26 protein-coding genes and 1 pseudogene are annotated in these 20,461 nt (G+C 66.3%); 12 read left to right on the top strand and 15 right to left on the bottom strand.

All coding sequences use genetic code 11. The features are described 5' to 3' along the window. Both IEY07_RS12805 and IEY07_RS12800 read right to left on the bottom strand, forming a co-directional pair. Positions 1-358, bottom strand: a 358-nt coding sequence (locus IEY07_RS12805) for an aminoglycoside phosphotransferase family protein (protein ID WP_229670037.1), incomplete at its 3' end; no start/stop codon positions are given. 204 nt (positions 359-562) lie between these two features. Continuing rightward, a complete protein-coding gene (locus IEY07_RS12800) occupies positions 563-904 on the bottom strand; it encodes an ArsR/SmtB family transcription factor (RefSeq protein ID WP_188895726.1) in 342 nt (113 codons plus the stop codon). A gap of 166 nt (positions 905-1,070) precedes the next feature. Here IEY07_RS12800 and IEY07_RS12795 point away from each other — a divergent pair, with 166 nt between their 5' ends. Then, positions 1,071-1,415 (top strand): nucleoside triphosphate pyrophosphohydrolase family protein, encoded by a 345-nt coding sequence (locus tag IEY07_RS12795; RefSeq protein ID WP_229670036.1) that lies wholly within the window; start codon positions 1,071-1,073, stop codon positions 1,413-1,415. A gap of 216 nt (positions 1,416-1,631) precedes the next feature. Then, a pseudogene (locus IEY07_RS24735) lies at positions 1,632-1,712 on the top strand (hypothetical protein); the annotation flags it as partial. A gap of 105 nt (positions 1,713-1,817) precedes the next feature. Here the strand turns inward: IEY07_RS24735 and IEY07_RS24135 are convergent. From IEY07_RS24135 to IEY07_RS24930, 4 genes are all read right to left on the bottom strand, one after another. Next, positions 1,818-2,129: an immunity protein CdiI family protein gene (locus IEY07_RS24135; RefSeq protein WP_229670035.1), complete on the bottom strand. Its 312-nt coding sequence runs from the start codon at positions 2,127-2,129 to the stop codon at positions 1,818-1,820. An 89-nt stretch (positions 2,130-2,218) separates the two neighbouring features. Continuing rightward, entirely contained in the window at positions 2,219-2,752 is a 534-nt protein-coding gene (locus tag IEY07_RS12785) for a DinB family protein (RefSeq protein WP_188895724.1), read from the bottom strand. 71 nt (positions 2,753-2,823) lie between these two features. Next, complete coding sequence (locus IEY07_RS12780) at positions 2,824-3,633, bottom strand: AAC(3) family N-acetyltransferase (RefSeq protein ID WP_229670034.1); 810 nt, start codon at positions 3,631-3,633, stop codon at positions 2,824-2,826. Further along, entirely contained in the window at positions 3,626-3,865 is a 240-nt protein-coding gene (locus IEY07_RS24930; protein ID WP_505745402.1) for a hypothetical protein, read from the bottom strand. The genes IEY07_RS12780 and IEY07_RS24930 overlap by 8 nt, the downstream gene beginning before the upstream one ends. 31 nt (positions 3,866-3,896) lie before the next feature. Between IEY07_RS24930 and IEY07_RS24925 the strand changes: the two genes are divergently transcribed. The 3 genes from IEY07_RS24925 (at position 3,897) to IEY07_RS12765 (ending at position 5,231) form a co-directional block, all read left to right on the top strand. Then, positions 3,897-4,106 (top strand): DUF6225 family protein, encoded by a 210-nt coding sequence (locus IEY07_RS24925; protein WP_505745401.1) that lies wholly within the window; start codon positions 3,897-3,899, stop codon positions 4,104-4,106. Next, positions 4,097-4,468 carry a hypothetical protein gene (locus IEY07_RS12770; RefSeq protein ID WP_188895721.1) on the top strand — a complete coding sequence of 124 codons (372 nt, stop codon included), beginning with the start codon at positions 4,097-4,099 and terminating at the stop codon, positions 4,466-4,468. Before IEY07_RS24925 ends, IEY07_RS12770 begins: the two co-directional genes overlap by 10 nt. A gap of 88 nt (positions 4,469-4,556) precedes the next feature. Then, positions 4,557-5,231, top strand: coding sequence for a hypothetical protein (locus IEY07_RS12765; RefSeq protein ID WP_188895720.1), 675 nt, complete (start codon positions 4,557-4,559; stop codon positions 5,229-5,231). A gap of 75 nt (positions 5,232-5,306) precedes the next feature. Here the strand turns inward: IEY07_RS12765 and IEY07_RS12760 are convergent, their stop codons facing one another. Together IEY07_RS12760 and IEY07_RS12755 are read right to left on the bottom strand one after the other, a co-directional pair. Next, positions 5,307-5,693, bottom strand: coding sequence for an EF-Tu/IF-2/RF-3 family GTPase (locus IEY07_RS12760; RefSeq protein WP_188895719.1), 387 nt, complete (start codon positions 5,691-5,693; stop codon positions 5,307-5,309). Positions 5,694-5,709: 16 nt separating this feature from the next. Further along, positions 5,710-7,284: a YibE/F family protein gene (locus IEY07_RS12755; RefSeq protein ID WP_229670033.1), complete on the bottom strand. Its 1,575-nt coding sequence runs from the start codon at positions 7,282-7,284 to the stop codon at positions 5,710-5,712. 88 nt (positions 7,285-7,372) lie between these two features. On the opposite strand from IEY07_RS12755, the gene IEY07_RS12750 reads away from it, so the two are divergent. Beyond that, positions 7,373-8,185 carry a YaaA family protein gene (locus IEY07_RS12750; RefSeq protein WP_308422941.1) on the top strand — a complete coding sequence of 271 codons (813 nt, stop codon included), beginning with the start codon at positions 7,373-7,375 and terminating at the stop codon, positions 8,183-8,185. Positions 8,186-8,246: 61 nt separating this feature from the next. Continuing rightward, positions 8,247-9,173 (top strand): glycoside hydrolase family 16 protein, encoded by a 927-nt coding sequence (locus IEY07_RS12745; protein WP_188895717.1) that lies wholly within the window; start codon positions 8,247-8,249, stop codon positions 9,171-9,173. Between the two features lie 9 nt (positions 9,174-9,182). On the opposite strand, the gene IEY07_RS12740 is transcribed toward IEY07_RS12745, so the two are convergent. Further along, positions 9,183-10,139 carry a TRM11 family SAM-dependent methyltransferase gene (locus tag IEY07_RS12740; protein WP_188895716.1) on the bottom strand — a complete coding sequence of 319 codons (957 nt, stop codon included), beginning with the start codon at positions 10,137-10,139 and terminating at the stop codon, positions 9,183-9,185. 640 nt (positions 10,140-10,779) lie between these two features. Here IEY07_RS12740 and IEY07_RS24470 point away from each other — a divergent pair. Then, on the top strand, positions 10,780-10,902 hold the full coding sequence (locus IEY07_RS24470; RefSeq protein ID WP_268239214.1) for a hypothetical protein: 123 nt from the start codon (positions 10,780-10,782) through the stop codon (positions 10,900-10,902). 274 nt (positions 10,903-11,176) lie between these two features. Beyond that, on the top strand, positions 11,177-11,938 hold the full coding sequence (locus IEY07_RS12735) for a hypothetical protein (protein WP_188895715.1): 762 nt from the start codon (positions 11,177-11,179) through the stop codon (positions 11,936-11,938). Between the two features lie 290 nt (positions 11,939-12,228). Here the strand turns inward: IEY07_RS12735 and IEY07_RS12730 are convergent, their stop codons facing one another. Beyond that, positions 12,229-12,366: a hypothetical protein gene (locus IEY07_RS12730; RefSeq protein ID WP_188895714.1), complete on the bottom strand. Its 138-nt coding sequence runs from the start codon at positions 12,364-12,366 to the stop codon at positions 12,229-12,231. A gap of 15 nt (positions 12,367-12,381) precedes the next feature. Beyond that, complete coding sequence (locus IEY07_RS12725; protein ID WP_229670031.1) at positions 12,382-12,858, bottom strand: MFS transporter; 477 nt, start codon at positions 12,856-12,858, stop codon at positions 12,382-12,384. A gap of 71 nt (positions 12,859-12,929) precedes the next feature. Here IEY07_RS12725 and IEY07_RS12715 point away from each other — a divergent pair, with 71 nt between their 5' ends. From IEY07_RS12715 to IEY07_RS12705, 3 genes are read left to right on the top strand one after another with little or no spacing between them, the layout of a single operon-like run. After that, positions 12,930-13,265 carry a hypothetical protein gene (locus tag IEY07_RS12715; RefSeq protein WP_188895788.1) on the top strand — a complete coding sequence of 112 codons (336 nt, stop codon included), beginning with the start codon at positions 12,930-12,932 and terminating at the stop codon, positions 13,263-13,265. Next, on the top strand, positions 13,262-14,236 hold the full coding sequence (locus IEY07_RS12710; protein WP_188895712.1) for a DNA-3-methyladenine glycosylase family protein: 975 nt from the start codon (positions 13,262-13,264) through the stop codon (positions 14,234-14,236). Before IEY07_RS12715 ends, IEY07_RS12710 begins: the two co-directional genes overlap by 4 nt. Positions 14,237-14,281: 45 nt before the next feature. Next, positions 14,282-15,871, top strand: a complete 1,590-nt coding sequence (locus IEY07_RS12705) for a glycoside hydrolase family 10-like protein (RefSeq protein WP_188895711.1) — start codon at positions 14,282-14,284, stop codon at positions 15,869-15,871. Here the strand turns inward: IEY07_RS12705 and IEY07_RS12700 are convergent. The 4 genes from IEY07_RS12700 to IEY07_RS12685 form a co-directional block, all read right to left on the bottom strand. Next, on the bottom strand, positions 15,813-17,390 hold the full coding sequence (locus IEY07_RS12700; protein WP_188895710.1) for an outer membrane protein assembly factor BamB family protein: 1,578 nt from the start codon (positions 17,388-17,390) through the stop codon (positions 15,813-15,815). The genes IEY07_RS12705 and IEY07_RS12700 overlap by 59 nt on opposite strands. A 59-nt stretch (positions 17,391-17,449) precedes the next feature. Continuing rightward, complete coding sequence (locus IEY07_RS12695) at positions 17,450-18,820, bottom strand: HAMP domain-containing sensor histidine kinase (protein WP_229670050.1); 1,371 nt, start codon at positions 18,818-18,820, stop codon at positions 17,450-17,452. A 119-nt stretch (positions 18,821-18,939) separates the two neighbouring features. Beyond that, positions 18,940-19,635 carry a response regulator transcription factor gene (locus IEY07_RS12690; protein ID WP_188895782.1) on the bottom strand — a complete coding sequence of 232 codons (696 nt, stop codon included), beginning with the start codon at positions 19,633-19,635 and terminating at the stop codon, positions 18,940-18,942. 109 nt (positions 19,636-19,744) lie between these two features. After that, complete coding sequence (locus IEY07_RS12685) at positions 19,745-20,413, bottom strand: TetR/AcrR family transcriptional regulator (protein WP_188895709.1); 669 nt, start codon at positions 20,411-20,413, stop codon at positions 19,745-19,747. Positions 20,414-20,461: the final 48 nt, after the last annotated feature.

Raw genomic sequence — 20,461 nt, 5'->3', positions numbered from 1 at the left:
ACCTCGAACACAGTTGATGGCATACACCATCATCCCACACTGTAAACGAATTAATGACGCGCAACACTAGCGGAAGGCCGGGACGGAGACGTTCCAGGACGAGTACCCCTTGTTGATCATCGAAGTGCAGAACCGGTACGGCGGCCCCGGTGTTCCGCCACAAGTTGAGTGCACCTGCCTCGGCTACTGCCTCGGTGATCGTTGGAGGGGCCTTCACCACGACCTCTTGCCCGTCCGGGGTGCGCGCCGACATGACCTCGGATCGGAAGCCACCGGTGAGGCGGCCGATCGGTACCAGGTTCAGCTCGGCCATCGTCGCCTGCAGACGCGCGACGGGATCGATCGGCGGAGTCGTCAAGCGTCTGCCCCGTTCGCGTTGGCGGAATCGGACAGCAGGACGTTAGCGCACGGACCTTCCGATTCGACGGCTCGGACAGATCGGTGGAAGCTGGCAGGCCAGGGACGCGCTTTCCTTGTGGCTGAAGTCATACGGTCACGACTATCCCCGGCCAGCGGCCCTTCGGGAGCTCGATGATCATCGGGGTCCGGGCGCGCTGATCGATCAGTCGCGCCGAGGATCGTTGATCGATGCGGACATCAGATCTCCCGCGGCACGCTCCATCACGAACTCAGCGGCCGCTGGGAATCTCTCGATGTAGCACGTGTTCAGCCAATTCAGGCTGCTCGTCCCGTGATGCTCGACCAACACGAAGCCCATCTCGACGAGCCGCCGTAGGTGGGCAGACACAGTCGGCTGGCCGACGTCGACCCGGTCCACGATTTCACCAACGCTGAGCGGCCGCGCCTCGGTGGCGAGGACGTGGAGAATCAGGAGCCGGGTGGGATGAGCCAGGCAGCGGAACCGGCTGGCATAGAACTCGGCCTTCTCACGGGGGACATTCATCCTCCTCCGAGGCTAACCATAGGCGTACTAGGGAGCCACTGATTATCGGAGATCTCCCCAGTAGCTCGTACGTGTTCTCCCCATGTCCTGCCGATCAGAGATTCCTGTGGCTACAGCCGAAGGGAGGCGTTCGCTCCGGCGAATGATCAACTGCCAGGATTGGGGCGTGGAATTCCATGAGATGCAGGAATCTGCGCGCCAGGTGCGTGCCCGGTTCGCGACGTACGAGCATGATCGCTACGACCGCTCGTGGACTCCGGCCGAGATCATGCTCGGGTTCGTAGGAGACGTTGGTGACCTGTCGAAGTTGGTCCAGGGCAAGAGCGGCGTCCGGGCCACACCGGATCTGGACTCGAAGGTCGCGCACGAACTGGCCGACTGTCTGTGGTCGGTACTCACGCTGGCCGACTGCTACAACGTCGACCTTGCTTCCGCCTTCGGCTCAACGATGGAGGAACTGAACGGCTGGCTGGACGAGCACGATGCAGGGCGAGGTAGCACCAGAGCCTGAACCGGAGTCGAGGCGAAACGTATGGTAGGTCGTCATGCAGCGTCACGCCGAGGAGAGGCTTGGCCGAGATGCCATGGCTTTCGCTGAACGGGCCGAGGGCTATGACGATGGTTACCTCGGACGGATGCACCACCAGATCTGCGACCGAGTTGCCGAACTCGCTGTGGAACTTGCTCCGAACGCCCGTCGGATCCCTGATTTTGCTTCGACCTTGTAGTGTCGAGCACGTCCTTCGACCATTGGCATGATCAACTGCTGGGCGTACGGGAGTGTGCCCGAGTGCTCGACGGTGGCGGCCAACTGGTCCTCTGCGACCTGTTCTCCGCCCTCCTCATCTCGACGCTGGCCGGCGATCGCCGCGCGAAGGACCGAACCCGGCGGCTGATCGCGATCGGCGTCACATCAGAACTCTGGGTGGACGTCGGCGAAGGCGTGGACCTCTGTCTGCAAATCCCGGGCGAGCCGATGGCCGTCGTGCTCCCACTGCTGCCGGTTGCCGGCGGAATCCCAACCCTTGAAGGGATCGACGTGACATTCCCAGAATGCTTGCCAGTCGGCCAACGCCGCAGCCAGGCGCGGCGACAGACCGTAGTCCTCTGGTGAGGTCGCGTATCCGACGTCCCAGGTTGGCGCCGAGTTCTCCCAGAGCGGATAGTAGCGACCGTGGTCGGGAAAGAGCCGGATTCTGCGCCGCTCTGGTGGAGTCTGCTCCATCCTCCGACTGTAAGCGCTGCAACCCCCGTGCAGGCGTCCTGGAGGAACGCGGCCCCGGTCCCTCGAGCAAGTGACCGCGAGGGAGCCGCTCAGCGGGCAATACGCAGGTAGAGATCACGCAGGAGCGCGATCTCTGCGCCGTGATGGGTTTGTTCGTCGACCAGGATGCGGACGACCTCGCCGGCTGGCGTCGGATCGCCGAGATGGCTGGGCCGCGACTCGGCCAAATCGTCCGCGGTCGCGTCCGCGAGCCATTCGGTGATCGGAGCTCGGCTGTGGTGCCAGGCGTCGAGTGCCGCAGAGGCGGTCTCCGGCACGATCAGGTCGGGGAAGGTGCGTTGGCCCGGACCGAACGCGTACTCCCAGTAGATCTCGTTGTCGGCGATGATGTGGACCAACCGCCAGGCAATACTCGTGATTGGAGCGGGCGCAGGCGGCGCGAAGTCGTAATCGTAGGTCCACCGTCCCGGACGCATCGGATCGGGATGGATCGTCCAGCCGTCGTCCGTCGGCAGCCATAGGTACTCGGCATCAGTCAGGCCGGCCAACCGGTCCTCAAGTCGATCACCGGACTGCTGCCACGATCGGGCGAGCAGCTTCACCCCTTCGCCTTCACTCTGCATGTGCGCCACCGTGTCACAGCGACTACTGCACTGGAAGAGATGCGATAGATCACTTGCGGATCCAAAGCCGGTCACTCCGCTGGTCGCGGATTCTGTCGCAGGTACTTGACTGCGAAGTCGACCAGTGCTGGCTGGTCCAGTAGCAGCGTCGACGCACTGCCGATCAACTGATTCTCGATGTGGTGCTGTGCACAGAAGGCGTCGAGGATCTCGGGGAACTTGTCGGTGCTGTATTCCCAGTCAGGAAAGCTCACCCATACGCGGCGTCCGCGCTGGGTGACTGCGCCGGCTGACGTGGTGGTTGGGACTGTGCGGCTGAGCGCCTCGGCCAGGTGCAGGCTGGTGCAGTTGCGGGTGCCGAGCAGCATGATCTTGGCGCCCAGCTGATAGGCGCGATGGAGTGGTGAGTTCTCGCCCATCGACCACGCCAGCTGGTGATCTTCGGTGATCTGCTCGGCGTACCGCCCCCACGCGGCGAACGACACATGAGGATGCGCGCTCCGCCGGACCCCGGGCCAGGTGCGGAGTGTCTCGGCGATGATGCCCATGTGGCGTGAGGGTGTTCGTACGGGATCGAAGGCTGGGACGGACTCCTGGATGATCGACACCCAATCCGCCGGAACCGGTGGGTTCTGCCAGTCGGCCGGGTCGGTCAAGTTGGAGGTATGGGTGGGCACGATCAGGGTGCCGGTCTCGGTCAGGACGTCTTGGAAGGCGAGGAGGACCGCCACCGGGCCGCCGGAGACCCAGCCGATCGCTTTGAGGCTGCTGTGCAGGACGAGTACGTCGCCGGCCTGGAGTCCGGCGTTGCGCAGATCTTCGGCAATGGAGGCTCGTGTCCGCGGTGTCGGGGTCTCGGCGATCAGCGCTGCTTCACTCACGCGGCATGACTGTAGCTGCCGGCCGCAGTCTGACCCGCGTGACATAGTGAGGAACGTGATCGCCGACCGGCCGGTCGCCTGAATTGGCGGTGGAATGATGGAGCCTGACGGCGAAATTGCCCAGCTGCGTGAGCAACTCGCAGTCGAACAGCAACGCACCGAGCGGCTTGAGCATCGAGTGGCCGAGCTGATTCATGAGCGCAGCCAGCTTTACAACGAGCTGCATGTTCACTGGGCGCGTCAAAAGGCATCCGACCTGACTGATGAACTCCTGCGGTTCGGCATCGACATCGATAGCGAGGACGATGGTGGCAGCCCAGATCGAGTTTGAACATCACTCGACCCCGTTGACCGTAGCTGAGCTCCGGGCCGCGCTGGATGGCGCATCCGATGACACTCCCGTCGTCATTTTCACACCCGTCGACGCTCGTGAAGTCAGCTTCATGCAGTTGAATGCGTCTTCATGCAGTTGAATGCGTCGGCCGTCGAGGCGCGCGAGCATCCGACGTTCGGGCCGCAGGTGGCGATCAGTGCATCGGCGACGTCGGGGCGTTATTGGCGTCCGGCCCACGGCCGGTTGCGGGTCATGATCGGTGGTTCTTTCGAGCACTCGGAGCGCACATCAGCCCGCATCGTCGAAGTGCTGTCCGCGGTCACAGCTCAGCTTGGTCATCGAGGCGAGTCGGAGATCGACGCGTCGCAGCCTGGTCGGATCACGGCGACATGGCAGTCGGCCAGCATTCCACTGGCCGAACTGCTGCAGCGGGCGGCCGAAGCTGTGCGCGAGGTGGATCCGGCCGCCGTCGTTGAGTTGGAGGATGAGACGAATCAGTAGCCTTCGACTCGTTCATGGGGTCGACGTGCGGATCATCGTGCCCGGGCGCATTGACCAATAGAGATCCGACGGCGAGGATCGAGCCGTGATGCAGCAGGCGGGATCGGCATCGTGGCAATTCACGGAGGGTATCGAAGAGATGCCGTTGGTAGCGCTGTTTGTCCGTGACTATGTCGGTCTGCCGATCATGGAGCGACCCGACGCCCCTCCTCGCCTGGATGATGGGTCGCTTCATGATCACCGGGATCTAGTGGGCTTTGGCCAGCATGATGCCGCGGGCGCGGCGTGGACCGATTGGTGGCTGCGGATCGTTTCCGTCATCGTCCGGCAGTGGCAGCACAAGCCGACCAGCATGGATCAGCAGGTTCTGCTGCAACGACTTGCCGAGCACCAGGCGGTGTTTGATCCGCCGGCCTTTGACTCGCTGGTAGGCAGCCCCGCGTTACGTGAGGCAGCGCGGGCGACCTTCGAAAACGCCATTCGCTGGGCCGGCACCCGGCGGAGTGCTCTGCAGATGCCACCTGACGGTCGGCCCGGCCAGTTCGACTACGACACCGTACGGGCGATGGCCGAGCAGGTGGCGCGGCAGCACCAGGTCAACCCTGGTGCGGTCCACGGTTGTGCCGTGGTACTGCCGGTCAGGACCACGTGGTGGACGCACTTCGCGCCTGGGGCGGTGCTGTGTTCGATCGACGCTGCCCGCGACCGCGGGATCGCGAGAACGGTTCTCGCCGACGCCTTCGAGTCCGGTCTCTCACGTTGATCTTCCGGCAGCCGCCTGGATCGAGGACGACTTCATTCTCAGGAACGCCTGAGGCCGGGCGAAACGATGAGACGACTACGAGGTCCGCAGAACGTCGCCTGCCGAGATCTCGCTCCGCTTGATGCCTTTGAGCAGCAGCCCGGCGCTGTCGCCGACGGTGGCGCCCGGGACGATCTTCCGACCGACCTCGATGCTGTCGACCGTGACCGTACGCCTGCCGCCCGCGACGTGGGTGAGGATCACGGAGGTCCCCTTCGTGATCGACCCGGCCTCGACCTGTCCGGTCACCACCGTTCCGCGGCCGGTGATCTGGAAGACGTCCTGGACGGTCAGTTGGAAGCCGGCGAGATCTGGCCGGACTTCGACGGGAACGGGCTCGACCGGTTGGGCATCCAGCCGGAGATGCTCTGCCAGATTCTGTGGGTCGAGCGGATCCTTGCTCTTCCGCCGGAAGAATGCCATGTGATCAGGCTATCGATCAGCGCCAGCGACGTCCGCGCGGCTGATCGTCATCATCGTCGTCATCAGCACGGAGGTCGGTGAAGTTGAATGATTCGTCGTCCTGACGGGCTCGTCGCGAACGGCGGCGTTGGTCGTCGCTCCCGGTGCCTGCGGCCGCTTCCCTGGGCTGATCGATCCGCGCAGCCGGTTCCGGCTGTTCGGGCTGCTCGGACTGGGCCGCACGCCGGATCCGGGGGAGCATCGTCGTCTCCCGGTCGTCCATCGGCGCGGTCGTCGCGGCCATCGGCCGGACCGGCACGCGGGGCGATTCCCTGGTGGCACCGGCGGCACCGGCGACCGGCACGGCCGCAGCGGAGGCCGGTGTCGGAGCCGGCTTCTTCTCGCCAACGCCACCGGCCCGTACGACCGCAACACCGATCAGCGTGGTGAGCGGCATCGCGAGCACCAGCCCGATGGCGCCCACCAGCGTACGGATGATCTCCTCGCTGAGGGCCTCGGTTTGGGCGACCTGGTGCAGCGGCAGCCCGTACACGGTGATCAACAGCAGCGCCGCCAGTCCGGCGCCGGCGGTCGCGAATGCGATCGTGTAGACGCTGGAGGCCACGTGGTCGCGGCCGATCCGCATCGCCCGGGCGAAAAGGTTCTTCTGGTGGGGGTCGGATTCGGCCAACTCCCAGACGGCCGAGGCCTGGGTGATGGTCACGTCGTTGAGCACGCCGAGACCGGCGACGATGATGCCGCAGAGCACCACCGAACTGAGCGTCATGTCGGGTGCGGAGGCGGCCAGCAGATAGTCGTCCTCGGTCGCGACGCCGGTCAGGTGCGCCCAGCGGGTCACACCCCAGCCCAGCCCGGCTGTGAGCAGCAGGCCGAAGAGCGTGCCGATCAGCGCCGTCGTCGTCCTGGTGCTGAAACCGTGGGCGGCGTACAGCACCACGAACATGATGGCCGAGGAGCCGATCAGCCCGGCGAGCAGCGGATTGGTGCCGCTGACCAGTGCGGGAAACATGAATTCGACCAGGATGAAACCCGCGAACGCCAGCCCGACCAGCGCCGCGAAGCCGCGCCAGCGTGCCACCACGACCACCACGGCCGCGAATGCGATCGCCAGCACGATCAGCGGCAGGCCGCGGTCGAAGTCGGAAAACTGGAACGTGGCCGGCTGGCCCTGCGCTCCCGGCAGCCGGAACAGCTTGACCTTCTGGCCGACGCTGGCACCGGAGCTGAACTGTGCCTGGGTGAGCGTCACCTGGACCTGTTTGCCCTCATCGACACCGTTCAGGACGCGTACGGTCAGGTTGGCGCAACCGTTCTGGTCGGCCTGGCCGGGGGTCGACCCGGTCTTGCCCTGGCAGGACACCTCCTCGACCTTGGTGATTCGCCCGGTCGGGATCGTCATGCCCTTGACCGAATACTGCGATACGTCTTGTTGGACGTGTGCCGAGACGTTTCCCGGCCATAGCCAGATCAGCCCGACCACGGTCCAGATCGCGATCGGGATGAGCACGACGATCATCAGCCGCAACGCTCGCACCCGGCGGATCTCGCTGCCGGCCGTCCGGGGATGGTCGTCGACGTGCAAGTGGCTCACAGCTTCTAGTCTTTCCTGACGAGGTGTCTGGCTGGGTGTCTGGCTGGCTGTCCTGGCTGGGTGTCTGGCGGACAACCGAACCGTACCCTTGCAGCCGTCCCAGTACGAAGATCCCAGGAGTTGGCCGTTGTTGATCTTGTTGCCGCCGTCGGAGGGTAAGGCGGCTCCGACCCGCCGCGGAAGAGCCGTGGACATCGACGCGCTGACGACGGCTCAGCTGGCCGCGGCCAGGCGCAAACTCGTCGACGCGCTGATCGAAGTGTCGGGTTCGCCGCAGGGCGCCGAGGTGCTCGGGCTCGGCGAGTCCCTGCGCGGCGAACTGGAGCTGAACGTACGACTCCTGGACGTGCCCGCCCGCCCGGCCGGGGAGATCTATACCGGGGTCTTGTACGACGCACTCGCGCTGGCGACGCTCTCACCGGCGGCGCGCCGCCGGGCCAACGCCTGGATCCGGGTGCAGAGCGCGCTCTGGGGGCCGATCAAGATCACCGACCGGATCCCGCCGTACCGGCTGTCGATCGGCACGTCCCTGCCCGGCATCGGTCCGCTGGCCGGATTCTGGCGCTCGGAGCTGACCGGGCTGGTCGACGACGCCGAGGGCGGGTTGATCATCGACTGCCGTTCCAGCGGGTACGCTGCCGCCTGGCATCCTCCGACCGAGAAGTTGATCAAGGTCGTGGCGCTGACCGAGAAGGCTGGCAAGCGCTCGGTGGTATCGCACTTCGCCAAGCAAACCCGCGGGGTGGTGACCCGGCTGCTGCTGGAGGCCGACCGGGTGCCGCGCTCGCCGCAGCAGGTTGCCGACGTCGTCGCCGCCCAGGGTCGTTGCGAGTTGGACCGGACGCGTGCCGGTTGGGAGCTGTCGGTGATCACCGACCCGACCGGACAGCTGGTCCGCTGAGGCATGAGGTCACTAGGATGAGCACGCCTTCTCGGGGAGAAATCGTCGATGGGAGAGTGCTGTGTCCACTCGTGTCAGGTCCGCGCTGGCTGTTGCCGCCGCGCTGACCGCCGCGGTCGGCTTGACGGCGTTCGGCGCCGTCGCCGCAGGAGCGCATCCGCTGCCGCCCTCGGCGCAGCAGCACCGATCACCCGGCGGCACTCTGTTCGACGACTTCGACTATCGGAGTTCGCACGACCCGGCGCTCGCCCGGCACGGCTGGCAGGTGCGAACCGACAGCGGCGGCCCGGGTGTTGACGGCGCCACCTGGTCGGCCCGCAACATCTCCTTCCCGCGGGTGCAGGGTCAGAAGTCGCTGCAGCTGCGGCTGACCACCGACGGCACCGGCGCCGGTACGACCGAGTCGGAATTCAGCCAGACGACGAACGTTCGCGAGGGCACCTACCTGGCCCGGATCAAGTTCTCCGACAAGCCGGCGTCCGGGCCCAACGGTGACTTCCTGAACCAGACCTTCTTCGCGATCGGGGCGCTGGCCAGCGACTGCGACACCAACTACAGCGAGACCGACTTCTCCGAATACCTGCCCAACGGCGGCTGGGGCACGCCGGGCCCGTTGAACTCGGAGACCACCTGGTATACGCCCGGCGAGAACTGCAGCGACAGCGTCGAGAATGATCAAGCCGTCAGCCTGGCCGGCTGGCACACGATCATGGCGACCGTAAGCGACGGGCACGTCCGCTACTACGTGGACGGCAAGCTGGTCGCCGATCACGCCGGCAAGTACTACCCGCGCGAGGACATGGTGATCGACTTCAACACCTGGCTGATCGACACCACCGGCCACGTCGGCACCCGGACCAGCGTCTGGAACGAGGACGTCGACTACGTCTACTACGCCCAGGATCAGACCCTGACTCCGAAACAGGCGGACTATCGCGTACGCGAACTCCGTGCACGACACCACTACGTCAATTCGCTGACCAGGTAGGCCATGAGGTCAACGTCTCCGATGTCTGACCGTACGCGTTCTCATGATCACGTATGCCGTCGGTGACGCTCCGCTGTAGCGGAGCAGCCGCTCTCGGATGATCTTGAGTCCGGGCGTTCGCGCCACGGATTCGACGAGCAGACGCTTGTCCTCGGTGAGCAGGACGGCGCGTCCGTCCGGTCGGAGCGTACGAGCGATCTCAGTCATCAGTCTTGGATACAAGATCACGTTGTCTCCATGGTTGCCGACCTGCTTCCCGAAGGGAACATTGGAGACCACCCGATCGACCGAGTGATCCGGATGGGGGAATGGCAGCGCAGCTGTGGACGTGACAGTCGCGGCGACCTGATGATCATCCAGATTGCCGCGGGCCATCTCCAGCGTCCGTCGATCATGATCGGTTCCGGTGATGCGCAGCGTTTCGTACGCCCGGTGTGCTGCGATCAGCAGCGTGCCGGTGCCGCAGAACGGGTCATGGACCAGCTGTCCGGAGTTGAGCTTGGCAAGCCGGACCAGAACGGCGGCAAGAACTGGGTTGGTGGACCACGGCTGACGCCTGAGGCGTCCGAATCTGCGGCTGTAGTGCAGCTCGCCGACCTCGGCGATCCAGACTCCTGCGCGACGCAGGATGTTGACGGTCCAGTCAGCCGGGTCGTTGATCCAGCCGGTCGCCACCTTGATCGCGTCGATGACCTTCCGGCGGTGTGCTGCATCGCGCAGCTCCACGCGGAAACGCAGCGGAGAGCCGCAGTCGAGAACGCCGAGCAGACCATGATCGACTGAGGCGAGAAGTCGGTCCAGGTCGGGCAGTGTGTCCGTTGAGTGACCGACGACGATGCCCGCGGATCCGAGGATCTCTATGGCCCGCAGCGTCGCGATCACGCCGCGGAAGTCGCTGCGGACCGTTGCATCGTCGACTGGCGTGGCCGGGTTGGCGCCGCGGCTGCGGAGGTCTTCGAGGAGCAAGTCCGCCGCTCCGTGCACGGTTGTGCAGAGCAGGTGGTCGGAGATGAGGAGATTCTGGTGGAGGAGCGCGGACGTGTACGCCCGCTGGTTGCTGGTGATGATGAGCCCCTGGGATTCGTTCCGTACAGAAGACGGAAGCAGGCGCGCGACAGCTGTTGCCGCCAATCCGCGGCAACCGGTCATACGCGCTCAGGAACGGTTCATCACGGTGATCCTATCCGCTCCAAGGGCTGTCGATAACCTCTATCCGTTGTCCGCGTACTGCCGGCGGCGGTGACTAGCGTCCTCCTTCCGGGTGATGGCGCGCTGGGGGTTCGGGGGACATGACGGTTGTTGATCTTGAATCGCGGGCGAAGTCGAATCCGGTGCCGTTCGAGCGGGCGGAGGAGTTGCTGGTGCTGGGTGGTCAGGATTCGGCGTTCGCGGTGGGTGAGTTGGCCCAAAGGCCACCAGCGAGACCCGGGCGGCAAGCGCGCCGGAGGCGGATCGGCCCGTCGACGGGATCCGAGTAGGTTCCGGACCTGGACGAAGAAGCCTCAGTCGAGTTGGCGAGGGCCTGTACCGCCGCCCAACTGGCCGCACCGGCTCCGGTTGGCGGTCGACCAAAGGGGGCAGGCGGGCGCGGCACCGGGTGTCATGGGTGATCGCGGTGATCCAGGCAGCGACGGATGCCAACACCGATCCCGAACCGCAACCTGGTGAGGGGATCCCCGACGACCGCGGCACGGCCAAGGACTGGGAGGCACGGCTGCAGCGGTCCTGAGTCGAGGGTCTTGTCGAGATCGCGAATCACTTACGACCACGTCCACAACACGAAGCATCCCCAAGCCAGCAGGGTGCCCGGTCGGCGGAGGTGACGGGTTTCTCCTCGTCAACTGCTTCGGCGCACTGCTCGGCTTCACCGAACCTCGCCCCGGTGGATCCGCGGCGCTGCGTAGTCGTCCGGTGCCTGCGTTTCGCGCGGGAACGCAGGCGGACGGTACGAATCCGGGAGGTCACCGATGTGGCGGGCGGACCCGATCACCTAGCGTGCCGATATGGAGTTGCCTGACTACTGGATGCCCCGGCCCGCCCCCGGTCCCGATGCCGCAACTGTCACCGAGTTCGACCGGTTGCTGGACGAGGCCGTCGCAGCGGGGCCCGACGCCTTCATCGACTACCGGCTGGTAGCGCCGAAGTGGCAGTTTCTCTGCCACGCCGCGGACAGCGGCGGCTTCGTCCTGCACGGCACCGGCAGGCCGGACATCACGATCTTCGAACCGCGACAGTCCAACGATGTCGCCGAATTCGGGAACCGCAAGGCGGTCTACGCCGCCAGTGACGGTCTCTGGCCGATGTACTTCGCGATCCTGGATCGGGACCGGTACGACATCGGCCTGGTCAACGCCTGCATCCAGGTCTCCGGGCGGGAGGGTTCGTACTACTACTTCTCGATCACCGATTCGGTGCTCGAGCAGCAGCCGTGGCGCGACGGCGTCGTCTACCTGCTGCCTTCCGACACCTTCGAGCTCCAGGCACCGATCATCGACGACGGCGTCGAGATCCACATTGCCCAGGTCGCCAGCCTGACCGAGGTCCGGCCGGCGGCCAAACTCCGCGTACGTCCCGAGGATTTCCCCTTCCTGAAAGCGATCCGCGGTCACGACACCGAACTGCTGCGGTCCCGGGCGGCGGCCGATCCGGACGGCTTCCCCTGGGCGGAGGACGGCGACTGCCAGCCCCTGGAACACACACCTGACCTGATCAACTCCACGACATCCGGCGGAAGACCCGCCGGCAGGCGGAGATGTTGCTGGTAGGACTGGCTCAGCGCGCTGCCGAGAAGTGCCGCGCCCGGCGGCCCGCCGACCTTCTGCAACGCCTGGAAGACTGCCGAGGCCTGGTTCGACTTCTCCGCCGGCACCTGACGGAGCGCGACCGATGCCGACGTGACGAGCCCGAGCCGACTGGACAGCCGGTCGCCGACCAGCGCAGCCACGACGCAGCCGCCGATCAACGGCAGCAGCTGGATCCCCGAGGCCATCGCGTCCTGACCGCGGATCGCCTGGCCGAACATCGGGAGCGTGAAGAGCAGACCGACCATCGCCAGCTACCCGATCCAGGGGACGAACGTGCCGGATGCGAAACCCAGCCCGATCAGGTCGAGCCGTGCGCGAGCCTCTGCCGTGATCTCCGGGACAAGCGCCAGGACCAGGACGATCGCCAGTACGGCGACCGGCACGTTCATCAGGAAGACCCAGTCTCACCAGAAGTTTGTGAGCAGCCAGCCGCCGAGGATCGGCCCGACCGGCAGGCCGAGGAAGGTCGCCAGCATCATCACCCCGACCGCCTTTCCTCGCTCGGCAGGCGCGAACAGCACCGGGATCATCCCGAAGGTGATCACGGTGATCATGGCCGCGGCCAGTCCCATCACAGCCCGTGCCGCGATCAATTGTCCCGGCCCGCTGACATAGGCCGACCAGAAGGCGCAGCCGCCGAAGATGACCAGTGCTGCGACCAGGCCCTTCTTCCGCCCGAGCCGGTCGCCGATCACGCTCGCCGGCAGCATGCCGCCGGCCAGCGTCAGCATGAAGGCCGTACTGAACCAAAGCAGATCGGACTGCGTGGCGTCCAGCTTCTGCGCCAGGGTCGGCAATGCCACCGCCAACACGGTCGTGTCCAGCCCGATCACCAGGGTCGCCAGGCTGAAGGCAACCAGTGCCTTCGGCAGAACCACCATCGAGCAGATCACCGATGCCGCCGAGGTGTCGCCGTGGACGTTCTTCCGGTACTTCGCCCACCAAAGAGGCCGTGCCGTTGACCGACCTGCAGGACGAGGTCGTGGCGGCCTACCTCGATGAGGCGCCCGCGGACCTGTCGATCATCGATGCGTACGAGGCGGCGGCGACCCGCGCATTCAACGACCTCACCGACGACCTGCGTCCGCGCGTCTATGCGGCCCTGTTGATCGCCGCCGCCGGCGCGTCGGTGATGACGATGCTTCCCAAGCTGGCCGACGCCTTCCTGGACCGGGAAACCCTGCTCGACGCGCTGCACAGTGGACTCGAGGTGCTGCGGGACGGGTTTCCTACCGGGATCGACGCAGGCCTCAGTCACAATGGCCGGATGACGAAGAAGGCTCGATGACGGTTCTGGCCACGGCAGCCGGGACCTCTCGTACGCTGAGAGTCGATCGGCCGGTGCCGCTCGACGCGATCATCGGACATCTCCGACGTGGGGCCCACGACCCGACCCATCGGCGGATTCCCGGCGGGTGGCTGCGCGCCACCCGGGCGCCCACGGGCCCGGCGCTGCTCAAGATCATCACCACCGAGGACGGCGTCCGGGGCACGGCCTGGGGTGCCGGCGCGGAGTGGGTCCTTGATCAACTTCCGGCGCTGGTCGGTGCCGAGGACGACCCGGCCGGATTCCGGCCGCTGCCCGAACACCGTCCGTTGGTCGAGGCCCAGCGGAGATTCCCGCACTATCGGATCGCCCGTACGGATGCGGTTTTTGAGGCGCTGTCGGCCTCGATCATCGAGCAGAAGGTCACCGGGTCGGAGGCGTACGGCGCCTTCCGCCGGATCGTGCAGCGGTACGGCGAACCGGCACCCGGCCCGGCACAGCAGCGCGGGTCGGTGGCGTACGGGACGATGGTGCCGCCGGAACCGCGGACCTGGCAGACAATCCCGAGTTGGACCTATCTGCGACTCGGCCTGGAGAGCAATCGCAGCCGTACGCTGGTCAGTGCGGCCGGCCGTGCCTCGGCGCTCGAACGCACCCTCGGCCGACCGCTGCCGGATGTGGACCGCGGCCTGCGCAGCCTGCCGGGCGTCGGAGCGTGGACCTCGGCCGAGGTGCGTCAGCGCGCCCACGGTGACGCCGACGCCTGGAGCATCGGCGACTATCACATCGGCAAGAACATCACCTGGGCGCTGACCGGTGAGGTGCTCGACGACGACGCCTGTGAGGAGCTTCTCGAGCCCTATCGCGGGCACCGTTTCCGGGCGCAGACGCTGCTCGGCCTGATGGGGCTGCAGCGACCCCGCCATGCACCGCGGATGACCCTGCCAACCCACACGCCGTACGCCCAGGAGAGACACCGGCGAATCAGGTGAAGTTAGTGATTGACCCAGGAGCGATTCTGGGGGAGGGTCAGTCACATGATCAATCGTCGGCGTTTCCTCGAGCTGTCGGCGACTGGTGCCGGCGCGGCGTACGCGGTCAGCATCGGTACGCTTCCGGCGGCCGCGCACGGTAGGGCCCCGGCCGGGCAGGCGGGGGCGACGGACCCGTTCCGGCCGAAGCACCAGTTCCGGGCGATGTGGATCGCCAGCGTGACCAACATCGACTGGCCCAGCGCGACCGGCCTGAGCATCGACCAGCAACAGGCTGAATTCATCGCCTGGCTGGACCTGGCCGAAGAGCTCAACCTCAATGCGGTGATCTCCCAGGTCCGCCCGACGGCCGACGCGTTCTGGCCCTCGCCGTACGAGCCGTGGTCGCAATACCTGACCGGCACCCAGGGCCAGGACCCCGGCTACGACCCCCTCGCCTTCCAGGTCGCCGAGGCCCACCGACGCAATCTGGAATTCCACGCCTGGTTCAACCCCTACCGGGTTTCGATGCAGACCGATCCTGCGCAACTGGTACCGACCCATCCGGCTCGGGTGCACCCGGACTGGGTGTTTCCCTACGGCGGCAAGCTTTACTACAACCCCGGCATTCCTGATGTCCGCCGGTTCGTCGAGGACGCAATGCTGGACGCGGTGTTGCACTACGACATCGACGCCGCACATTTCGACGACTACTTCTATCCCTACCCGGTGGCCGGCCAGGAGCTACCGGATGCCGACACGTTCGCCACCCACGGCGGCAGCTTCACCGACATCGGTGACTGGCGGCGGGACAACATCAACCGGCTGGTCCGGGAGATGCAGCACCGCATCCACCAGCACAAGCCGTGGGTGAAATTCGGCGTCAGCCCGTTCGGCATCTGGCGCAACGCGGCCTCGGATCCTCTCGGCTCCGACACCAACGGGACCGAGTCCTACAACGCCAACTACGCCGACACCCGGCGCTGGGTCAAGGAGGGTTGGATCGACTACATCAATCCGCAGGTCTACTGGCAGATCGGGTTGACGGTCGCTGATTACGCCAAGCTGACGCCCTGGTGGGCCGATGTCGTCGAGCACACCGATGTCCACCTCTACATCGGGCAGGCCGCATACAAACAGACCAGTGGGGTCTTCACCGATCCGGACGAACTGAGCAACCACCTCACCTTCAACCACGACTATCCCGAGGTCGACGGGGACGTCTACTTCAGCGCCAAGGACGTCCGGACCGACGCGAACGACTCGATCAGCCGATTGGTCGCGACCCACTACAGCCGGCCCGCGATCATCCCGCCGATCCGCCATCTGGGCGGCAAGGCGCCACGGCGCCCGGATCCAGTCGGTGCCCGCCGTCAGGACCACGCGGTGGTGGTGAGCTGGCGATCACCGGCCGATCATGATCATGGGAGTTCCCCGGCCTCGTACGCGATCTGGCGCTTCGACGGCCACGTCCGTCCAAATGACCATGAACTGGCCGACGCCACCCATCTGCTGGCGACCGTACGCCGGACCGATGATCATCTGCAGCAGTTCGTTGATCATGATGCGGTATCCGCGGGTCGATACACCTATCTGATCACCGCGCTGGACCGGCTTTGGAATTCCAGCTCCGCTTCCCCCGCGGTTCAGATCTGATCACCGGGGGGTCAGGAGAGCCCGATGAAGCGGTAGTGGGCATTGAGTGGGCCGCCCGGGGCGTGGTCAGCGCGAGTTGCAGGATGACGCTGCCTGCAACGTCATGGATCGACGAGTCCTGGCAGCCCCACGGATCCAGCCCGTACGGCGCCAGCGGGTTCGTCCTTCGGTTGCTCCCGACGAAGGTCTCCAGTGGGCGCTCGGTGGTCGAGCCGACCAACACAGCCCGGCAGGTGGGCTCGTTGCCGGACTTCCCCATCGTCAGGGCCATCGCCCGACGATCGTCGATCGCGGCGAGGGCGGTGATCAGCGTGTTCTGCTCTCGCCGCTGCCACAGCAGCCGTCCGCTGGACAGGTCGTAGGCCAAGATCATCTCGGGGTGGTCACCATCCGCGCAGTCGTCGACGAAGATCGTCTGCGTCGCTGCACTCGCCCGGACCTTGTCGGCGCATGGCAGTCGGGCGGACCAGTCGGTCTTTCCGGTTCGCAGATCGAGACGCCGCAGCACCCCGCTGGCAGTGAACTCGATGTCGAATCCTTTCCCTACGAGGAGTTGCTCCGGCGGCCCGTCGTCCGATGGCTCGGCCAGGTTGCCGCTTCGGAGAGCTGTGATCTTGCCATTCTCCGCAGCGAGGGTGATGACTCGGTGCGGAATTTCCCGCGAGAGTTCGGTTTCATCGAAATCGATCATCACCTCTCGCCCCTGGTCTGGGGCCTCGATGACTGGTGCCAGTTGGGCTCCGTGCAGCTCGTATCGCCAGCGGGTCCTTCCGCTGACCGGATCGATCATGATCACGCCGGCACTGTGATCCCGATCCGCTCCGACGGCAACGGCCAGACCGGCCGTCGTCGAGATCGCCGCGCCGGCGCGGGCGCTGTCGTCGATGCCGACGTCGACGCTCCACCGGGCCTGGCCGGAAAGTTCGGACGGTTGGGCCTGCGAGGCCACCACGGCCGCGGAGGTCGCGCTGTTCGCGTGGATCTCCCAGGCCGCCATCTGAATGATCAACAGGACCGATGCTGCCGCCAGCGCCAGCGGCAGCACGACGGCGCTCGCGGTCGCCCAGACCGGTGGCCAATCGATCGGCATCGTCCGGGCCGATCGCCGTTCGACCAGCGCGGCCAGAGCAGCCAGGATCCAGAGCAGCACCGCTGTGGTGCCGAGCCAACCGATGCTCCAGATTCCGTGGGATGGATCGAGGCGGGCGGTCCGCAGAGCGAGTGCAGTCAGCAAGATCATCCCGACTGCGAGCAACGCAGACAGGATTGCGGACACGATCATCCAGTCACGGCGTTCGCGAGCTACTGCCCAGACCGCCAGCAGAGCAGCGCCGACGAGGGCAGCGACCCAGAGTGGCCACCGCGCTGGGTCGGACGGTCTTGTGGTCACTGTGTCAGTGAGTGCCTCAACACTGCACGACAGGGCAATCGTGCCGACGGCCGGCTGGAACGTGGCCAACCCGATCCGGAGCGTTCCGAGGCGACGGCCCGCGGAGAGTCCGGCAGGTGCGGTGATCATCGGATACATTGTGCCGTCCCGGCGGGTCAGCCAGGGCGCCGTCGGAAGTCAGGGAGAGGTCAGTGCGAGAGCCCTTCCAGGGTGGTCGAGCCGGGCAGCCGGATGGTGAATTCGGCACCGCCCTGGGCGGACCGACCGGCGCGCACGGTGCCGCCGTGGCGCTCGACGGTCTGCGCGACGATCGACAGCCCGAGCCCGGTGCCGGGGGTGTTGCGGGAGGTGTCGGCCCGGTAGAACCGGTCGAAGATGTGCGGCAGATCTTTCTCGGCGATACCGGGGCCCTCGTCGGCCACCCGCAGTCGATCACCCTCCAACTGCACTCTGACGGTGCCGCCCGGAGGGCTCCACTTGACCGCGTTGTCGAGCAGGTTGGTGACCGCCCGCTCCAGGGTGTCGGATTCGCCGACGACGTAGAAGGGATCGAGTTCGACGTCGAAGCGCAGTCCCGGACCACGCCGCCGAACCCGCTCCAGCGCGGAGTTGACCACGTCGCGGAAGTCGATCGGCTCCGGCGCCGGTGACACCCGGTCCTCGCGCGCCAGCTGCACCAGATCGCCGATCAACGCGGTGAATTCGGCCAGTTGTGCCGACACGTCATTGAGGATCTCCCGTCGCGCCTGGGCTGGCAGGTTGCCACGTTCCTGATCGGCGACCAGCAATTCGATGTTGGTGCGCAGGCTGGTCAGTGGGGTACGGAGCTCGTGGCCCGCATCGGCGATCAGCTGTCGTTGTCGTTCCCGGGACTGGGCCAGCGCCCGCAGCATCTGGTTGAAGGAATCGGCCAGCCGGGACAGCTCGTCGTTGCCGGTGACGACGATCGGAGCAAGATCATCGGTATCGGCGACGTGTTCGGCGGCCAGTGTCAGCCGGCGAACCGGTCGGATGCCGTTCTGTGCAACGGCTGAACCGGCGACCGCAGCCCAGATCACTCCGCCGGCCCCGAAGATCACCAGCACCAGCCACAACGAACTCAAGATCAGATTCGTCTGCCGCAGCGGCCGGCCGAGCATCAGGGCATAGTCAGTATTCGGGATCGGCACCGCCGCGACCCGGTAGAGCTGGCCGTTGCCGGCGACCACGGTCCGGATCGAGTGTCCCGTGCCGAGCCGGGCGATCGCGATCTCCTCGGGGCCGGGCTGCAACTCGACCTGCTGGACCTGCATCGGGAATGGCGCCCCGTCCGCACTCACCAGTTCGGCACTGGCGTTGCTGGCCTGCAGCACGCTGGTGTTGAGCAGTTCGGGATCCTGTGGATCCGAGCTCAGCGGAGCCGCGACGGTGACGGCGAGGTCGAGGATCTCGGAGTCGAGCTGCTGGTAGAGCGCCATCCGGGTGGTCAGGTAGGCGGCCGCGCCGGTTACGGCGACCGCGAGTGCGACCGCGACCGCAGTCAGCACGGTGACCCGGGTCTGCAGCGAGAAGGTGCGCAGGAAACCGCGGAATCTCAGCACCGCGTCGGTCGGGACCACCAGCCGGGTGCCGCGGATCCGCAGCGCCCGGGGCTCGGGCGGCCCCCACCGGTCCTGTTCCCCTGATGAGGGCGAACCGGTCACGGCGGAGTTTCGCGCAGCACGTAACCGACGCCGCGCACCGTGTGCAGCAGCCGCGGCTCGTTCTCCGCTTCGGTCTTGCGGCGCAGGTAGCCGATGTAGACCTCCAGCGAGTTGGCGGTCGTGGGAAAGTCGAAGCCCCAGACCTCGTTGAGCAGCCAGGAGCGCTCGAGGACCCGGCGGGGATGCTCCATGAAGGCCTGCAACAGGGCGAATTCGGTCCGGGTCAGGCTGATCGCCCGGCCGCCTCGGACGACTTCGCGGGTCTGGGTGTTCAGCGCCAGGTCGGAGAAGCTCAGGCTGTGAGCCGACGGGTCCGACGAGTCGGCGACCGTGCCGGCCCGCCGAACGAGTGCCCGCAGCCGCGCCAGCAACTCGTCCAGGGCGAATGGCTTGACCAGGTAGTCGTCGGCACCGGCGTCCAGGCCGTCGACGCGATCGTCCACCGCATCGCGTGCCGTCAGGATCAGGATCGGTACGTCGTTGCCGGCCGAGCGCAGCGCCCGGGTGGTCTCCAGGCCGTCCAGCTTGGGCATCATCACGTCCATGATGACGGCATCGGGACGAACGGTGCCGAGCCGGGCGAGTGCCGACATGCCGTCCTCGGCGGTCGTCACCTGGTAGCCGTTGTAGGCCAGCGACCGCCGCAGCGATTCACGGACGGCGAGGTCGTCGTCGACGACCAGGACGTGCATCTGGCCGCCTTGGCCGGAGGTTTCTTGGACCGACATCTGACTCCGTTCGATCATGGTTCGATCCTCAGATCGCAAAGCACCATAGTGCCGCAGAGATCGCGTGGCGTGGCTATGCCTCGCAGACCGCCGGGCCGTCGCGATCCGGACGCGGCCTGGTGATCTGCTTCAACAGCACCTCCATGGCGGAACCGTCCGGCGGCACATCGCGGAGCAGGCTCTCCATCTGCATCATGTTCGTGGCGCCGTGCAGCAGCAGCACCGCGGTCGGCACGTCGACGCTGAATTCCAGCCCGATCGCCTCCAGGGTGCCGTCCAGCAGCGTGACTACCCGGTGGTAGAGGTCCTCGGTGTAGCGCTGGTACGGTCGCCGCAGCGCCGGGTGCCGGACGGCGTACAGATGCATCTCGTGTCGCGCCAGGACGGCGCTGCGCTCGTTGCTCGGGTCGCCGAACAGCCGCGACAGGGCCATGTTGATCAGGATCCCGGGTGGATTGCCCTTCATCTCGGCGTTGCTGCGCAGCAGGTCGGTGATCTCCTCGACCTTGTGCACGTCCTGATCCGCGTAGTAGCGCAGCATCTCCAGCACCAACTCGTCCTTGTCGGCGAAGTTGGAGTAAAAGGCGCCGCGAGTGAACCCGGCCCGCTCGCAGATCTCCTCCACGCTGGCAGCGAGGATGCCACGCTCGGCGAAGACCTCGACTGCGGAGTTCATCAACCGCTGCTGGGTCTGCGCCCGACGGGCCGATCTCCCGGTCACCAGGCTCGGCGCACTGGTCATCTCATGTCCTCCTCATGGCCACACTAGTGGGCCCCAGCCTCAGACATG

This window comes from Microlunatus endophyticus, from assembly GCF_014646195.1.
GTDB classification, from domain to species: domain Bacteria; phylum Actinomycetota; class Actinomycetes; order Propionibacteriales; family Propionibacteriaceae; genus Microlunatus; species Microlunatus endophyticus.
Note: the sequence above shows the minus strand (reverse complement) of the source record. Positions and strands in the feature narration are given on the sequence as shown.

Excerpts from the sequence above, each read along its gene's own strand:
- IEY07_RS12765 (WP_188895720.1), top strand. The coding sequence starts at position 4,557 with ATGCAGCAGGCGGGATCGGCATCGTGGCAATTCACGGAGGGTATCGAA.
- IEY07_RS24925 (WP_505745401.1), top strand. The coding sequence starts at position 3,897 with ATGAACTCCTGCGGTTCGGCATCGACATCGATAGCGAGGACGATGGTG.
- IEY07_RS12700 (WP_188895710.1), bottom strand. The coding sequence starts at position 17,390 with ATGATCACCGCACCTGCCGGACTCTCCGCGGGCCGTCGCCTCGGAACG.
- IEY07_RS12785 (WP_188895724.1), bottom strand. The coding sequence starts at position 2,752 with ATGCAGAGTGAAGGCGAAGGGGTGAAGCTGCTCGCCCGATCGTGGCAG.
- IEY07_RS24135 (WP_229670035.1), bottom strand. The coding sequence starts at position 2,129 with ATGGAGCAGACTCCACCAGAGCGGCGCAGAATCCGGCTCTTTCCCGAC.
- IEY07_RS12690 (WP_188895782.1), bottom strand. The coding sequence starts at position 19,635 with ATGCACGTCCTGGTCGTCGACGACGACCTCGCCGTCCGTGAATCGCTG.
- IEY07_RS12770 (WP_188895721.1), top strand. The coding sequence starts at position 4,097 with ATGCAGTTGAATGCGTCGGCCGTCGAGGCGCGCGAGCATCCGACGTTC.
- IEY07_RS12730 (WP_188895714.1), bottom strand. The coding sequence starts at position 12,366 with ATGAACGTGCCGGTCGCCGTACTGGCGATCGTCCTGGTCCTGGCGCTT.
- IEY07_RS12705 (WP_188895711.1), top strand. The coding sequence starts at position 14,282 with ATGATCAATCGTCGGCGTTTCCTCGAGCTGTCGGCGACTGGTGCCGGC.
- IEY07_RS12800 (WP_188895726.1), bottom strand. The coding sequence starts at position 904 with ATGAATGTCCCCCGTGAGAAGGCCGAGTTCTATGCCAGCCGGTTCCGC.
- IEY07_RS12725 (WP_229670031.1), bottom strand. The coding sequence starts at position 12,858 with ATGGTGGTTCTGCCGAAGGCACTGGTTGCCTTCAGCCTGGCGACCCTG.
- IEY07_RS12760 (WP_188895719.1), bottom strand. The coding sequence starts at position 5,693 with ATGGCATTCTTCCGGCGGAAGAGCAAGGATCCGCTCGACCCACAGAAT.
- IEY07_RS12710 (WP_188895712.1), top strand. The coding sequence starts at position 13,262 with ATGACGGTTCTGGCCACGGCAGCCGGGACCTCTCGTACGCTGAGAGTC.
- IEY07_RS12735 (WP_188895715.1), top strand. The coding sequence starts at position 11,177 with ATGGAGTTGCCTGACTACTGGATGCCCCGGCCCGCCCCCGGTCCCGAT.
- IEY07_RS12685 (WP_188895709.1), bottom strand. The coding sequence starts at position 20,413 with ATGACCAGTGCGCCGAGCCTGGTGACCGGGAGATCGGCCCGTCGGGCG.